The sequence below is a fragment of the Epibacterium ulvae genome (genome assembly GCF_900102795.1).
Lineage (GTDB): Bacteria > Pseudomonadota > Alphaproteobacteria > Rhodobacterales > Rhodobacteraceae > Epibacterium > Epibacterium ulvae.
Genome location: NZ_FMWG01000004.1, coordinates 347,015 through 361,981, shown reverse-complemented (window position 1 = coordinate 361,981; position 14,967 = coordinate 347,015). Strand labels below are relative to the sequence as shown.

Annotated in this window: 17 protein-coding genes; 10 read left to right on the top strand and 7 right to left on the bottom strand. The window is 53.9% G+C overall.

Features of this window, described 5'->3' with window-relative positions; translation table 11 throughout:
* The first annotated feature begins 115 nt into the window (after nt 1-115).
* The gene (locus tag BLP79_RS19495) at nt 116-358 is read left to right on the top strand and encodes a hypothetical protein (protein ID WP_100269075.1); all 243 of its coding nucleotides are present in this window, start codon (nt 116-118) and stop codon (nt 356-358) included.
* Nucleotides 359-459: 101 nt separating this feature from the next.
* Here the strand turns inward: BLP79_RS19495 and BLP79_RS08820 are convergent, their stop codons facing one another.
* The 4 genes from BLP79_RS08820 to pcaG form a co-directional block, all read right to left on the bottom strand.
* Nucleotides 460-1,416 (bottom strand): LysR family transcriptional regulator, encoded by a 957-nt coding sequence (locus tag BLP79_RS08820; protein WP_090218189.1) that lies wholly within the window; start codon nt 1,414-1,416, stop codon nt 460-462.
* A 447-nt stretch (nt 1,417-1,863) separates the two neighbouring features.
* Nucleotides 1,864-2,022, bottom strand: coding sequence for an LbetaH domain-containing protein (locus BLP79_RS20250; protein ID WP_408607942.1), 159 nt, complete (start codon nt 2,020-2,022; stop codon nt 1,864-1,866).
* On the bottom strand, nt 2,019-2,687 hold the full coding sequence (locus BLP79_RS08810) for a dioxygenase family protein (protein ID WP_090218187.1): 669 nt from the start codon (nt 2,685-2,687) through the stop codon (nt 2,019-2,021). Before BLP79_RS08810 ends, BLP79_RS20250 begins: the two co-directional genes overlap by 4 nt.
* A gap of 12 nt (nt 2,688-2,699) precedes the next feature.
* Nucleotides 2,700-3,305, bottom strand: coding sequence for a protocatechuate 3,4-dioxygenase subunit alpha (gene pcaG / locus BLP79_RS08805; protein ID WP_090218185.1), 606 nt, complete (start codon nt 3,303-3,305; stop codon nt 2,700-2,702).
* 76 nt (nt 3,306-3,381) lie between these two features.
* On the opposite strand from pcaG, the gene BLP79_RS08800 reads away from it, so the two are divergent.
* Nucleotides 3,382-4,173, top strand: coding sequence for an IclR family transcriptional regulator (locus BLP79_RS08800; protein ID WP_090218183.1), 792 nt, complete (start codon nt 3,382-3,384; stop codon nt 4,171-4,173).
* Between the two features lie 2 nt (nt 4,174-4,175).
* Here BLP79_RS08800 and BLP79_RS08795 read toward each other — a convergent pair whose 3' ends face one another.
* Both BLP79_RS08795 and BLP79_RS08790 read right to left on the bottom strand, forming a co-directional pair.
* On the bottom strand, nt 4,176-5,057 hold the full coding sequence (locus tag BLP79_RS08795; RefSeq protein ID WP_090218181.1) for a beta-keto acid cleavage family enzyme: 882 nt from the start codon (nt 5,055-5,057) through the stop codon (nt 4,176-4,178).
* A gap of 3 nt (nt 5,058-5,060) precedes the next feature.
* Nucleotides 5,061-6,392 (bottom strand): aspartate aminotransferase family protein, encoded by a 1,332-nt coding sequence (locus BLP79_RS08790; protein ID WP_090218262.1) that lies wholly within the window; start codon nt 6,390-6,392, stop codon nt 5,061-5,063.
* Between the two features lie 98 nt (nt 6,393-6,490).
* Between BLP79_RS08790 and BLP79_RS08785 the strand changes: the two genes are divergently transcribed.
* The 8 genes from BLP79_RS08785 (at nt 6,491) to BLP79_RS08750 (ending at nt 14,270) form a co-directional block, all read left to right on the top strand.
* Nucleotides 6,491-7,660, top strand: coding sequence for a CaiB/BaiF CoA transferase family protein (locus tag BLP79_RS08785; RefSeq protein WP_090218261.1), 1,170 nt, complete (start codon nt 6,491-6,493; stop codon nt 7,658-7,660).
* A 107-nt stretch (nt 7,661-7,767) separates the two neighbouring features.
* The gene (locus BLP79_RS08780) at nt 7,768-8,541 is read left to right on the top strand and encodes an SMP-30/gluconolactonase/LRE family protein (protein ID WP_198511995.1); all 774 of its coding nucleotides are present in this window, start codon (nt 7,768-7,770) and stop codon (nt 8,539-8,541) included.
* A 15-nt stretch (nt 8,542-8,556) separates the two neighbouring features.
* The gene (locus BLP79_RS08775; protein WP_198511994.1) at nt 8,557-9,459 is read left to right on the top strand and encodes a dihydrodipicolinate synthase family protein; all 903 of its coding nucleotides are present in this window, start codon (nt 8,557-8,559) and stop codon (nt 9,457-9,459) included.
* 47 nt (nt 9,460-9,506) lie between these two features.
* On the top strand, nt 9,507-9,761 hold the full coding sequence (locus BLP79_RS08770; RefSeq protein WP_198511993.1) for a (2Fe-2S)-binding protein: 255 nt from the start codon (nt 9,507-9,509) through the stop codon (nt 9,759-9,761).
* Nucleotides 9,758-11,179 carry an NAD(P)/FAD-dependent oxidoreductase gene (locus BLP79_RS08765; protein WP_090218177.1) on the top strand — a complete coding sequence of 474 codons (1,422 nt, stop codon included), beginning with the start codon at nt 9,758-9,760 and terminating at the stop codon, nt 11,177-11,179. Before BLP79_RS08770 ends, BLP79_RS08765 begins: the two co-directional genes overlap by 4 nt.
* Nucleotides 11,176-12,273: an NAD(P)/FAD-dependent oxidoreductase gene (locus BLP79_RS08760; RefSeq protein ID WP_090218175.1), complete on the top strand. Its 1,098-nt coding sequence runs from the start codon at nt 11,176-11,178 to the stop codon at nt 12,271-12,273. The genes BLP79_RS08765 and BLP79_RS08760 overlap by 4 nt, the downstream gene beginning before the upstream one ends.
* Nucleotides 12,270-13,055, top strand: a complete 786-nt coding sequence (locus tag BLP79_RS08755) for an SDR family NAD(P)-dependent oxidoreductase (RefSeq protein ID WP_090218174.1) — start codon at nt 12,270-12,272, stop codon at nt 13,053-13,055. The genes BLP79_RS08760 and BLP79_RS08755 overlap by 4 nt, the downstream gene beginning before the upstream one ends.
* Nucleotides 13,056-13,064: 9 nt before the next feature.
* Nucleotides 13,065-14,270 (top strand): amino acid aminotransferase, encoded by a 1,206-nt coding sequence (locus BLP79_RS08750; protein WP_090218172.1) that lies wholly within the window; start codon nt 13,065-13,067, stop codon nt 14,268-14,270.
* Here the strand turns inward: BLP79_RS08750 and BLP79_RS08745 are convergent.
* Complete coding sequence (locus BLP79_RS08745) at nt 14,267-14,740, bottom strand: MarR family winged helix-turn-helix transcriptional regulator (RefSeq protein ID WP_090218171.1); 474 nt, start codon at nt 14,738-14,740, stop codon at nt 14,267-14,269. The two genes, BLP79_RS08750 and BLP79_RS08745, sit on opposite strands and share 4 nt — an antisense overlap.
* Between the last annotated feature and the right edge of the window lie 227 nt (nt 14,741-14,967).

Below are 14,967 nucleotides of genomic sequence, written 5' to 3'. Positions count from 1 at the left end.
CATAAACGCCGCAGATCAATAGAACCAAACCGTGTGACAGCGCCTCGGTACGCACGGCATTCGCGAACTCTGGGTTGGCCTGGGTCCATCCATCCTGTTGAATTCTGGGGCAATTATGAACCCCGGCCCGCGCACGTCGATCAGCTCAGTTGCGCGGGCGCATAAGCCTTCTTCTTCGATCACATCAGCACGCCCGGTGAACGCAACCAAAGGCGATCATCGCAGGACGGCCGGTGGCTGTGCGGGCGATTTTAACGGCGTTTTCGATAGCTGCGGCCCCGGTGGTCACAAAGAGATCGATTTTGGGGCCGCCAGTTGGTCTGCATCGCTGGCACCACCGGAGGATGACGATGGCTAGTGTTCACTACAGGAACCCCAACCGTAAAACCGATGAAACGGTTTTCTCCAATTCACCAGCCACCAGTGCCGACCTTTCCAACCGTTGATCAGGATGCCCCTTCAATCAAATGCCGTTCGTGATCTCGTACCGGGTGAAGTCCCAGCTGCGCATGTCTGGCGGCCGTCTATTGGGTTATGTTTGAACCAGGTGGTGAGGAAATCCACAAAAACGCGAGTCTTGGCTGCTGTGTAGCGAGTGCTGTGAAACATCGCATATAAGCCTGAGCCTTCTGTGGCATCTTGATCAAAGAGGGGCTGGAGCTGGCCCGACTGCAGTTCTTTTTGAATGAAGATATCAGGACACATCAGCACGCCGCCACCTGCCCGCCCGAGTTCAATCGCAGCACTGGCTGAGTTGACCGTATAACACCCGTTGATGGCCACGGTGGTGAGGCTTCCGTTGAACATAAAGGACCAGCGCCGGGGCGTTCGGCGGTTTGTATCGATAATGCAGTTCAGTGTTTCTATGTCGGCTGGCGTTTTGGGCCTGCCCACACGTTCAAGGTAGCTGGGGGCGGCGCAAACAATGGCTTTTGTATCAAGGATCTTCTTTGCGATTACCGAGGAATCTGTGAGTTTTCCTATCCGCAGGGCAAGATCGATATTGTCATCCAGCAAATCTGAGAAGTCATCGCACAGCCGCATCTCGACCGAAATGTCTGGGTAAATTTGAGAAAACCCGACAAGGATCCGTGACATGTATATTTCAGCAAATGTGACCGGAACGGTAAGCTTTAAAATGCCACGTGGTTCGGTGTGCTCTTTGCGAACGTCGCTGATGATATCTTTGAACTCATCTAGAAAGGTTGCGCATCTACGGGCAAAACGATCGCCAACTTCGGTCTGATTGAGCGATCGGGTTGTCCGGTTGAGAAGCTGAACACCAAGGTCTTTTTCAAGGGCTTGAATATGTTTGCTCACCACTTGTGGGGTGATGCCAAGCCGTTGGGAGGCGGCAATAAAGGAACCTTCTTCAACCACGGAGAGATAGGTCCGCATGGTTACTAGATAGTCCATTATTCTCTCCTCAAAGGCGTTTCTGTGCTCTAGTATCTTCCATTTAAGCTACAAATGACGCAACTAGTGTCGGTCCGCAAATTTCAAGAACACAACAGTGGTTTCGGTGCTGATCCCAAAGCCGACCTTTGATTGCTAAAGCGGCACAAGCTGGGATTTAAAGCGGTCCTTGTTCCAGCGGTATTTTTAGCGGATTTCAAAAACCGCTCTGTTTTGGTTTCTCTGAGGCTACGTTTGACCTTTGCAGGTGTGCTGATGACCAAAGAGCCATCCGGTATTTCGGCATTTTCTGTAATTAAGTGCGTCTGGCTTATCAAACACCTGCAGCCGTGTAGCATGGCCTTATGCCCGATCGTGCAGTTTGCGCCAATTGTCAGCAGGAAGCCGGAATCAACATGCAGGACACAATGTTCCTAAATATTGCTGCCATGGGCCAGAAGGATGGGTTCATTGTCGCCGCGCAGGACAGAGCCCTACAGATGACACGCCTTCACCCAGCTTGACCTGACCGATGACACGGGCATCTGGCGCGATCCAATAATCGTCATTTGAGGGCAGACTGGGAGAAAACTCTCCCAGTTTATAGAGATTGGCTGCGGTCTTCATTCGAAAAACGTTGCATTGCGCCCGCCAACGACGATGTCAAAGCGGAAACCTTGCTCAACATCGATGTTTGGGGTCTCGTAAGAGGTACCAACATTGCGTTCAAAGGCATCCCCCATCAGTATGGCCATTGGGTCGGAGTGATTGTTTGGCTCGTCTGGGAAATACATCTGCGTGATCAGACGCGAAGATCCGCCGCTGACAGAGATATGGATATGTTTTGGACGCCAGCGGCCGATATCAGGACGGGCCAGATAGGCACCGGGGCTGATGGTCCAGAATTTGTATTGGCCATTTTCGTCAGTTACCACGCGGCCCATCCCAAAGAAGTTTTCATCCAACTGCAGGCCAGAGTGATCTTCTATGTGGCGATAGCGACCGTAGTGATTGGCATTCCAGATTTCCAGCAAGCCATGACGCAGAGGGGCTCCGCTTTGAGTGCGCACGGTGCCGGTGATTTCGATCGCTTCGCCATGTGCGCGGGGGCGGTCGGGGGAAATACGGGTGAGATCCCATTCATGTGTCCGGCTGACATAACGTGCGGGCACATAGGGGACAAAGCTCTTGCGGGCTGTTTCGGGGATCAATTTCAGGCGTTGGCGCGGCGTGCGCTGGTCTGAGGTGTTATCGGTTGGGCCAATGCTCAGTTGGCGTCCTAGGGTGGTCATTCGGGACTCCTCTCAGCTTTGCAGATCATCAAAAAATGGGGTCTCACCGTCGCCGGCCATGATGATATCAAACAGGTAAACTTCGGCACCATCAGCGGTACGGCCATCATGTTTGGCAATCAGGCGGTGGCGTTCACTTTCAGTGAGTACATTCAATACCGGATCGGCGTCATTGGCGCTTTGATCTGGGAAAAAGACCTGTGTTACAATACGGTTTATCCCATCTGAGAATATTGTAACGGTGATATTGGGCGCGCGGTTGTCGCTGGTGCCTGGCATGATGCTGCGAAAACTGTATGCGCCGCTGGCTGAGCGCAGGCGGCCATAGCCGTTGAACCAGGGATCGATATCTGTGTGGCCTTCGGTTTCAGGCGTGCGATAAAGACCTTTCGCATTGGCCTGCCAGAATTCCAGCAACACACCATTGGCGAGATTGCCGTGGCGATCAAACACACGACCGCGTAAGATAATAGGGGTGCCTTTAGCCTGACCAACAACACCGGCATCAACCCGTGTGAGATCTTCCAGGCTTTCATCTCGAAAATAAATCGGGAAGTAAGGTCCGGTGGTATCTTCGTTCGTCGGCAAGAGGGTCTTTTGCCCAGTCTCTTGCGTCATTTCGTTTCCTCCATTGCAACAAGTTTGTTTTGCATGTAAAACGCTTTTGCATTTCTGTAGAGAGACTGAGCCACGAATGACCGAATCTCCCAATCATAGCGTTTATTTTGTTCCCGGCCTGCAGCGGGGATTGCGGGTTCTGGAAATTTTGGGTGCAGCTGCGGGTCCCATGTCGCTGAGTGAGATCGGGCGCGCGATGGAGCTGAGCCGCTCGTCTGCGTTTCGTCTGATCTATACGCTGCGGCACATGGATTTCATCAAAGAGGCGGAACAAAAAAACACCTACACACTGGGTGCACGGGTGCTGAATTTGGGGTTTGCCTATTTGAATCAACAGCCTGTGACGTCGATTTCGCGCCCTTATCTTGCGGCGCTGCGCGACAAAATCGAGGTAAGCACTCACCTTAGTGTTCTGGAAGGTGAAGAGGTTCTGTACCTTGGCAGCCATCAGGCGCGCAGTGGGTTTGTGTCGAATATGGCGACGGGCACACGCACGCAGGCTTATGCCTCGGCAATTGGCTGGTGTCTTCTGAGTGATCTGAGCGACGAAGAGCTTTCGCTGTTCTGCGAAGACCTGGACATGGTGGCATTTACCGATCACACGCCAACCACATTTGAAGCCCTGAAGGTGCGAGTGCAGGCGGTACGTGAGGCAGGATATGTTTTTTCTCAAGGGTTTCGTGACCCCGGTGGTTCCAGCGTGGCTGTGCCCGTGCGAGACAACAGTGGTAACGTTGTTGCTTGTGTGAACATTTCCGGGCCTGACAGCGGGTTTGACTTTGACCGGGTTGACACATTCTACGTGCCAGAAACCAAAGCCGCCGCGTTGAAAATCTCGCGCGAGCTGGGATATGCAGGCCCTGCCTGACATCAGGTTGTAGCCAGACCCAGAATGGCACGCGCCTCGTCCGGGTTTGCCATTGAACCGCCAAGATCTTCGATAATGCCAACGGCTTTTGTCACCAGTTGGGCATTGGATTTGCAATGCTCACCCTTGCGGATATAGGCTGTATCTTCCATGCCAATCCGACAGTGTCCGCCTAGCAAATAAGCCTGTGCAAGCATGGGGAAGGCCATCCGGCCGATGCCGAACCCGGCCCATTGCGTTTCCGGGGGCAGCTGGCTGGCAAGAAAAGCCATGGTTTCGGGATTTGCTACCGCGCCAAAGCGCACGCCAAGGACTATTTGCAGCATCAGGGGACCGGACAGGACGTCGCGGGCTAGAAAGTCTTTGACCATATGCAAATCGCCACTGTCGAAGATCTCGATCTCAGGTTTAACCCCTGCAGTATAAATGCGATCTGCCATGATTTCGATATTATGCGGGCTATTGATCACACTGGCCTGACCTGACCACATGGTATTGAAATCCAGAGTGCATACCTCTGGCTTCAGTATTTCAACATGAGCGACGCGCTGTTCCGGCGCACATAGGGTAGAGCCCTCCGCCGCGATTTGTGGATTGTCCGGCGACGGGAGAAACCGACCGCCTTCTCCGGTGGTCAGGTTCAAGATAACGTTTTCGTTTTTCTCGCGGATGCGTTCCACCAGCTCGCGGTAGAGATCCATCCGCATCGAGCCTTTTGTGGTTTCCGGATCGCGCACATGCAAGTGGACAATGGCGGCTCCGGCTTTGGCGGCATCAAGGGCTTGTTCGGCAATTTCCTGGGGGGTAACGGGCAGGTGTGGGCTGATCTTGGGGGTCATCAGATTGCCTGTGATCGCCGCTGTCAGGATTGTTTTCTTGGACATGAGTCAGGTCTCCAGCACGTGTGCAACGGCTTGGGTCAGTTCGGATACGATCAACTCGATCTCTTCAACTGTAGAGGTGTAAGAGGGTGCCAGAAGCATATGGTCTCCATTGGTGCCATCAATGCAGCCCTGTGAGGGATATGTAATGATCCCGCGTGCGAGCATGTCTGTTTTCAGGCGCGGGGCAATGGCGCGTGCGGGGGGAAAGGGTTTTTTGGTGGTGCGGTCTGCGACGAATTCAATGCTCCAGAACAGACCCCGACCGCGGATGTTGCCCACATTTTCATGGGTGTCAAAAGCGGAGATCAAAGCGGTTTCCAACTGCGCGCCCCGTTCCTGCACGTTTGCCAGGAGATTGTCGTTTTCGATGACCTGTTGCACGGCAAGTGCGCCCGCAGTGGCGATGGCGTGTGACATATAGGTATGGCCGTTCCACAGCGTACCACTGCCTGCCTGCATCTGCGATATGACTTTTTCTGAAGCTAGCACTGCTGCAATTGGTTGATAACCGGCGCCAAGACCTTTGGCCATGGTCGTGATATCTGCACAAATTCCTTCGTGTTCGAGGGCGAACAAAGTTCCGGTGCGCCCCATGCCTGACATGACTTCATCTGCGATCAGCAGCACGCCGTAGGTGTCGCAGATTTCACGAATCCGTTTGAAATACCCTTTGGGGGCGGGTTGGGTGCCCAGCGAGGCACCAACGATAGGTTCCGCCACAAAGGCCATAACCTCGTCTTTGCCCAATTCAAGGATGCGTTCTTCGAGCAGGTTGGCGGCCCGTAGGGCAAATTGCGCCTCGCTTTCACCGTCTTTTTGCATACGGTATGCATATGCAGCGTCGATATGGCTGACATCCATCAGCAAGGGCTGGAAAGGTGCGCGGCGACCGGTGTGACCGCCTGTGGCCAGCGCGCCCAGTGTGTTTCCGTGATACGAGGGCATGCGTGCAATGACTTTGGAGCGCGCAGGTTCGCCTCGTTCCAAATAGTATTGGCGCGCCAGTTTAAGCGCGGCTTCCATCGCTTCTGAGCCGCTGCCTAGATACATGACGCGACCGTCGCCCGTACCTTTGGGCGCGTGTTTGACCAGAAATTCAGCCAATGTTTCAGCTGGTTGATTGGTGAACAACCCCGTGTGCGCGAAGGCGATTTTATCAACCTGTTCCTTTATTGCGGCGCGCACTTTGGGGTTGTCGTGGCCAAGGCAGGATACTGCTGCGCCTCCGCAGGCGTCCAGATAACGACGGCCCGTTTCATCGATCAGATAGTTGCCATCGCCCGACACGATTGCGGGCAATTCAGCGGTCAGGTTGCGGTGCAGAACATAGCTCATAATTTTTCCGTATTGCATATGGAACAATGTTTTGCATATTAGACATATAGGAATTGCGCAAGGTGATTTTGCGCTGCTGATTGGAATGGCGAATGGGTATGAGCGGAGCTCTGAATAATATCAAAGTGTTAGACATTACTCATGTCTTGGCCGGGCCATTCTGTGCGTATCAGTTGGGTTTGCTGGGTGCGGATGTTCTGAAGATAGAATCGCCAACCGACCCGGATTGTGCACGAGGGCGGGGCCCAGATGATGCCGCAAATGCCGAAGGGTTGGGTCTGAATTATTTAGTGCAGGGCGGCAATAAACGTGCACTTGCAATCGATCTGGCTACCCCCGAAGGAAAAGCTATCTTGCTTCGCCTTGTGAGGAATGCAGATGTTTTAGTGGAAAACTACGCCACGGATGCCTTGGCCGGCCTTGGTCTGGGCTATGATGTTCTGGCGCAGAAAAATCCAAACCTGATACATTGTTCAATCACCGGATATGGGGATACCGGGCCGAATGCAAAAATGGGGGCGTATGACAACGTCATTCAGGCTGTTAGCGGCACGATTGCGCAATGTAGCGGTGTTAAGCCGGGTGTGTCCTTTGTCGATTATAGCACCGGATACTGCGCTGCCTTTGCGGTAAGTGCTGCACTGATACAGCGTATGAACACGGGTAAGGGCTGCCATATCAGCGTGTCCATGTTGGAAGTCGCGATGCAAATAATGTCACCAGAGGTGGCGGCGGTACAACACCCGGTTCAGGCTGATCGTGGTAAAGAAGCGGGTATTTCAGCCTACGATACGTCTGATGGGCGATTGATGCTTGGGGCTTTTCGGGCGCAGCAATACAAGGCGCTATATCAGGTTCTGGCTGGTTTGGGTCATGAGGTTGCCGAGATCGCCGATATCCAGAATTGGCCGGATATTTGGGCGATTTCAGACGTGGCAAAAAACCGACTTGCCGCGGTCTTTGCAGAGCAGACGACAGACGAATGGATCACGGTCCTTAGGCGGGTAGGGTTGCCGGTAGAGCCAGTGAAAACGCTGCAAGACGCGGTGCAAAATCCCCAGCTTGCAGCGCGTCGCTATTTTGTCCCCAGCTCGCGCGATCCCCAGGTGACATTGCCGCAGGCCGCATATCACATGAGCGAAGGCGGGCCTGCGTTGGTAACAGACGCGCCCAAGCACGGCGAACACAGCGTCGCAGTGCTGAGCGAGCTGGGGCTGTCTGATCAAGAGATTTCCGATCTTGTCAAAAACGGGATTGTTGTCGCGTGATGTTCCCCGTTCGCATAACCGCCACGCGTTTCACCCAGTTGCCAGATGAGCTGAGACATAAAGGAGAGCCTTCAGCCTGGGCCAAGATGACGCGTCCAGGACAGCCGATGCACTCATTTCTGGAAGGGGCCTTTTTTGATGAGGATTGCAATCTGTGGCTGTCGGACGTGCCTTATGGGCGAGTGTTTCGTATTGATCGCAAGGGTGCGTGGCAGGTCATGCATCACATCGATGGTGAGCCGCATTCGATGCGGATTGCGCCGGATGGAAGTCGTATTGCCGTTGATTATCGCCATGGGCTTATTGAACTAACCGGGCGTGACAGCTTTCAGGTTCTGTCCACGGGGCATGCGAATATGCCCTTTTTGGGGCTGTCAGATATGATCTACGGAACGGATGGTCGACTGTGGTTTACCGACAGTGGACGTAGTTCATTGAGCGACCCAGTGGGGCGCGTGTATTGCCGCACCGCTGAGGGGGCGCTGCGTTTGGTGGCAAATTCTGTACCGTATTCCAATGGCATATGCCTTTCTCCGGATGGCACATGGCTTTATGTGGCAGCCACGCGCTCTAATCAGGTTCTGAGGTTGTCCACGGCTTTACCTGAGACCGGTTTGCCAATGCTTGGCACATTTCTACAACTGTCTGGTGGTTTGGGGCCGGATGGGCTGGCGACAAATGCGCAGGGCCAGATTGCGGTAGCGCAGGCACAAGCGGGGCGCGCGTATGTGTTTGATGCGCTTGGGGATCCGATTGCTGATGTGCGTTTGCCCGAAGGACTGTGGACCACTTCGGTGGCGTTTCATCCAGACGATGATTCATTGCTCTATATCACCGATGCCCAGTTTGGCGCGGTGTTCACCTGTAGAATACCTGACTGACGAGGATCTATCATCATGATGACCAAAGATAATTTGCGCGGTTACGTGCCGGCAATTGCGACACCTTTCAATGAAAAAGGTGAAATTATGGAAGACGCTTTTGTCGACTTGTTTGAATTTCTTCTCAGCCGGGGGGCAACCTGCGTCTGTATTGCAGGCGATAATGGTGAAAGCTGGGCTTTGTCTGCGCAAGAGCGCGGCCGTTTGGTGCGTTTGGCGAAAGATACTGCAAAAGGCCGCGTGCCCATTATGATGGGTATTTCTGCACCAACGATTGAGGCCTCTTTGGGCTATGTGCGGGCGGCAGAGGATAACGGTGCGGATGTGTTGCTTTCGATGCCGCAGACCTATGTTTTAAAGGCCTCTGAGGCTGAGCTGATGGCGCGTTTTGACAAGGTTTCGGCGGCAACAGATAAGCCGCTCGTGCTATATAATTCACCCCGTCGCATGGGGTTTTCCCTCACCGTGGATCAGACCGAACGCCTGCTGAATACACATAATGTGATTGGCATTAAAGAAAGCCAGCGTGATTTCTTTTATCACACGCATTTGCTTCAACGTCTGGGCGATAAAATGTCCATCATGACAGGCCCCTGTCACTATATCATGCCTGCATTCGGTTTGGGTGCTGCAGGTTTTATTGCGACCGGTCCAGAGTTTACGGATCTCATGCCATCTGAAATGGCACAGGTTGGGGCAGGTGTGCCGGATGAGACATATCGCAAAGCCCATTACCAGCTGACAGTTCTGTATGAACTGTTGATGGGCACCGGCACATGGCCTGCGTCGTTTAAAGCGGCGTTGAATTTGATCGGCCAGCCTGCAGGTGTTCCGCGGGATCCGGTTTTGCCTGCGACACAAGCCGATATTGATAAGATCAAACGCGCTTTTGATCAGCTTGGCATTCGTTACAGATGATCCGGCTTGTCCCCAACCATGCAGCGCGCGTTCAGCGGGCGCGGTCCGTGACCTTCACTTTTGATGATGAAGCTATATCGGGTTTTGTCGGTGAAACCGTGGCAACTGCGTTGCAGCGAGGAGGGCATCGCCTGCTCAGGCATGCGCCCGAAGATGGCGGTGCGCGCGGGGCCTTTTGCTGCATGGGCCTGTGTCAGGAATGTCTGGTGCAGGTGGGGGGGCGTCCTGTTGAAAGCTGTCGTTTGCTTGTCAGTGCCGACTTGACCGTGACCTCGTTAAAACGGGGCGCGCAGAGTCAATGAGCCAGATATTTGACATCGTTGTGATCGGTGCGGGGCCTGCAGGGGCGAATGCGGCGCTGACGGCAGCGTGGGCCGGATGTCGTGTTGCGATGGTGGATGAACAGCGCAAACCCGGTGGTCAGGTTTGGCGGGCAAAGAACCCTGTTGTTTTAGAGGCTCCGACAACGCCGGAAAGCCGATCCGGTGACGCCCTGCGGCAAGAGGTAGCCTGCAGCACGGTCCTGACGTTTGCGCAGAGCCGGGTGTGGCAGATTGAATCTGCCGCCAGTGGTTGGGAAATCTATGTTTTGAAAGAAGGCAAGGTTGTGACGCTTGTGGCAAAAGCACTGATCCTTGCAACAGGCGCGCGCGAATATGTGCAGCCGGTTCCGGGCTGGACAACGCCCGGTGTGATTGGCCTTGCAGGGGCGACTGCGATGTTCAAGCAGGATCTGGCTCTTCCAGGGCAGCGTACGGTGGTCAGCGGTACTGGCCCCTTAGTGTTCTTTGTGGCGAGCGAAATTCGCAGGCTGGGCGGTGAGGTCGCGGCCGTTGTTACTCCAAATTCTAAAAGAGAATGGCTGCGTGCCTTCCCTGCGATGGTCCGACGTCCGGATCTTCTGGTGCGCGGAGCCCTCTGGGTCGCGGATCTGTATCTTGCCGGTGTCCCGATTTATTGGCGCCATGCGGTTGCTGAAATTGATGGAGAGACAGACGTGAGCGGTGTCACGATACGTCGTCTGACGCGGGACTGGGCTCCTGACGGGGAACCAGAATTCCTCGGCGCAGACAGTCTTTGCCTTGGGAATGGATTAACTCCAGCGGCTGAGGCGGCGCAATTAGCGGGTCTTGAACTGCGGTATCGTGCAGACCTTGGTGGCTGGTGCCCTGAGGTGGACGCCTCTGGCGAAACCGAGAGAGAAGGCCTGTTTCTGTGCGGAGATGGAGCAGGTATCCGCGGTGCGGCTGCAGCAGAAATTCATGGCAAGCTAACCGGTGAGACAGCCTCGGCATATGTGCGTGGTGTGGCACCCGGTGAAAATCATCTGTTGCAACAGGCCTATCAGCGTGCCGCGCGTTTTGGTATGGCGATGACCGCCCTAAGCGTGCCGCGTAAGGGGCTACAGACTTTGATGTGTGCGGATACTGTGGTGTGTCGCTGCGAAAGCTTGACCCGAAGCGATATTGTGGCGGAGATCAATGCCGGGGCACAGAGCACGCTGTCTGTGAAGTCAGGCTTGCGGGCGGGCATGGGCCCTTGTGGTGGCAAATTTTGCCAAGGCACGATTTCTCAGCTAATCGCGCAGGCCAAGGGGGGAGAGGTATCCGACGTGCCTCCTCCAACCGCCCGCCCGCCCTTGCGCCCGATCCCTGTGGCGGCTTTGGCAGGTGATTTCGAATATGATGATCTTCCTATTCCAAAACCGGCGCCGCTATGACGATTGTTTATGATATTGCCGTTGTCGGTGGAGGCATCATGGGCTGTGCTGCTGCGCTGGAGATGGCTGCCGGTGGCATGCGCCCGATTGTTCTGGAGCAAAGCGACATTGGTCAGGGCGCATCGGGTGTGAATGCCGGCACTTTGTCGCTGCAGATCAAGCGTGTCAAACTTATGCCTTATGCCTTGAAGGGGCACCATGCTTGGGCGCGCATGGGAGCGGCTGTTGGATTTAAGAAAACAGGTGGTTTCACGCTGGCGTTTACAGAACGCGAAGCTGAGTTGCTGACTGAACGTCAAACGCTGAAAGCAAAGGCGGGTGCTCCGATTGAATTTGTGTCCACCAAACGGTTGCGTAATGTAGAACCCAATCTGGCACAAAAGGTGGTGGCGGCAAGCTATTGTGCGGAAGATGGGTATGCGAATTCCTCGCTGACGGGTCAGTATTTTCGTGGTCGATTGTGCGATGAGGCTATTGAGTATCAAGAGCGTTGTCAGATTCTGGCGATTGATCGGGGTGCCTCCTATCAACTGACCACCAGCCGAGGTGTGATTTACGCAAAACGTTTGCTTTTGGCTGCCGGTGCGTGGATCAAGACTGCGGCGGCCCTGTTGGATGTTCATCTGCCGGTCGATGCCCGCATTAATACGGTTTCGGTCACAGAGCGCATGCCTGCGTTGATCTCAAGCGTGATAGGCCACGCGACGGGTCTGCTGACCATGAAGCAAAAGGCAAACGGCACTGTTTTGGTTGGCGGCGGCTGGCAAGGGCGGGGCAGGCCGCAAGAGGGACGAGGGCAGGTGATGGCGTCTTCTGTGATGCCCAATATCGCGCTGGCCCAATTTGCTATGCCTGGATTGTCCAAGGCGCGGATCTTGCGCAGCTGGACAGGGTTTGAAGCCAATGTTCCTGATTTCTATCCGCTCGCCGGAGCTTTGCCGGGCTTTGATGATGCCTTTGTTTTGGGCTGCGTGCGCGGCGGATACACCATTGGGCCTTATATCGGCCAGTTGATGGGCGATTTTATTCTTGGGCGAGAGCCCGAACTGCCTCTGTTTGATCCGGGGCGTGACTTTGATGAGGACATGCTATGAGCCTGATTTCGATTGATACCTGCCGTCTGGATGGAAAAGTGGCTGTGGTCACAGGGGGGGGCAGTGGCATTGGTGAAGCAACGGCCAAGGTGTTTGCAGATGCTGGCGCAATGGTGATCGTGACTGGGAGACGATTGGCGCCCTTGCAACGGGTTGCAGCAGAAATCGGTGGCCATGCAATTGCTTGTGACGTCTCGGATCAGGCACAGGTACGGGCAATGTTCAAAGAGGCGCTCAAATTTGGACGTAAGATCGATATTTTGCTCAACAACGCGGGCGGCCCTGGTCCGATTGCTCCGGTCGCCGACGTGGATATGAGCGCTTGGGTTGAGTGTATGAATATCAATCTGGTTGGTGCGATGTATTGCCTGCAAGAAGCAGCGAAAATCATGTCTGCGCAGAATTCTGGTTCGATCATCAACATGTCGTCGCTTATGGGTATACAAGGTTATCCAATGCGGTCTGCCTATGTGGCTTCCAAGTTTGCGCTGATCGGCATCACGGAAACCATGGCGCGTGAGCTGGGGCCGGTGAATGTGCGTGTGAACGCGTTGATGCCCGGTGCCGTCTCTGGTGAAAACATGGATCGCATTCTGCAGCGCCGCTCTGAGCAGGAAGGGCGGTCCGCCGAACAGATCGAACGCGAGAATTACACGGATGTTGCTGCGTTGAAGCGCTGGGTTGCGCCAGAAGAAGTTGGACGAGCAGCGCTTTATTATGCGTCTGATCTGTCGTCAGCTATCACTGGGGACAAAATGAAAGTCGACTGCGGTCGTTTCTAGGAGGAATTAATGTTTGAAACGACGCAAAGCCGTGGCATCGATCAGTTACTTGCCCTGATGCAAGCCTACCAGGCGGACCCACGGGACAACAAAGTTGATCTGGTTGTGGGCGTTTATAAGGATGCGGAAGGAAATATTCCCGTGATGCGGGCGGTCAAGGCCGCAGAAAAGCAATTGTACAAGACTGAAACTACTAAGACATATGTGGGCATTTCTGGGGCTGCAGATTATCGCGCGCTGGTGCCGGCCCTGCTTTTGGGGGCGGATTCACAACAGGTCGCCGCAGCCCGGGTGACCAGCGTTCAGACGCCGGGTGGATCTGGAGCGTTGAAAGTGGCATGTGATTACCTGAACATGTTGGAGGCTGGTAAGACGCTTTGGGTCAGCTCACCCACCTGGGCAAACCATATTCCGGTCGCGCAGGATGCGGGGCTCTCTATTTCTGAATATCCCTATTTTCGTGCCTCTGATCGCGGGTTGGATTTTGAAGGCATGGTGTCTCATCTGAAATCCAATGCCAAACCGGGGGATGCTATTCTTTTGCATGCTTGCTGCCACAATCCAACCGGTGTGGATCCAAGCTTTGAACAATGGCAGATTCTGGCAGACCTGGTTCTTGATCTACAGCTTCTTCCGTTTCTTGATTGCGCCTATCAGGGGTTGGGTGAAAGCATGACAGCGGATGTCGCGGGTTTGCGCCATATGGCTGGTCTGGTGCCTGAAATGTTGATCGCGTCTTCGTTCTCGAAAAACTTTGGCATTTATCGTGAACGCACCGGAGCGTTGACGGTAATTGCCGCGGATCAGGACGATTTGCAAAAGGCCCATGGCGGGATCGAGACGGTGGTGCGGTCAAACTATTCTATGCCACCCAGCCATGGTGCACGCATTGTAAGCACGGTTTTTGAAAATGCTGACCAAAAGCTGGATTGGGAGCAGGAACTGAGAGAGATGCGGGATCGCATTGCCTCTATGCGCCATGCTCTAAAAAGCAGGGTGGATGCATTGGGTATTACAGCAGATACGTCGTTTTTGACCGCTCAGAAAGGCATGTTTTCCTACACCGGTTTTGGACCAGATGCTGTGGCGCGGCTGAAAACCGAATTTGGCGTCTACATGGCGGGTGACGGGCGCATCAATGTTGCCGGGCTGACCCGTGAGAATATTGATGTTGTTGCTCATGCCTTTTCAGCGATTCTGAAGGAAGACGCCTAGGGCGTGTTTAGGAAATGAGCGGCAAGTTTGGTGAAATGTGTGTGAAGGTCGCGAATAGCAGCTTCACCAAGCAGGTCTTCGACAGCGGCACGGCGGGCTTTAAAAACAGGGGCGAGTTTTGCCATCAGTTCAATGCCTGCCGGGGCCAGAACCACAAGCTTTCGACGTTTGTTTGTGGGATCAACCTGAAATTCAACGAGATCACGTTTGCCAAGTTCCGTCGCGGTTCTGCTGATTTGCGCGCTGTCTGTCACCATATGTCTGCTGAGATCTGCAATCGACATGGTTTCAAAGGTCTCAACGGTTTTCAGTAACCGGTAAGAGGTCAGATTGAGGCCGGTGCCTTCAAGTTTGGCGAGCGCGTCCATGTCCATCAGCTTGGCAATCATAGAAAATTGATAGGTGACGTTGTTTTCTAGAATACGTACGCGCTCTAGCCGTTTTTCTAGTTCGATCGATTGAAATACCATTTATTTGCTCCATTAATCATGCGTATGCAACATTAATGTTGTTAAAGCTGCAAATATACATTACTTTATCGTTAAAGTATGCACCATCAGTTAATTCACAGCGTAGGCGAGGTTTAAGGGGCGTAGTGAGAACGTAACATCGAAAAGGGTCATATGCGTTTGTTCTAAAAGACAAAGAATACGGATCAAATTCTGCGAATTTTCAAAATTGATAATGTTTCAGGAGG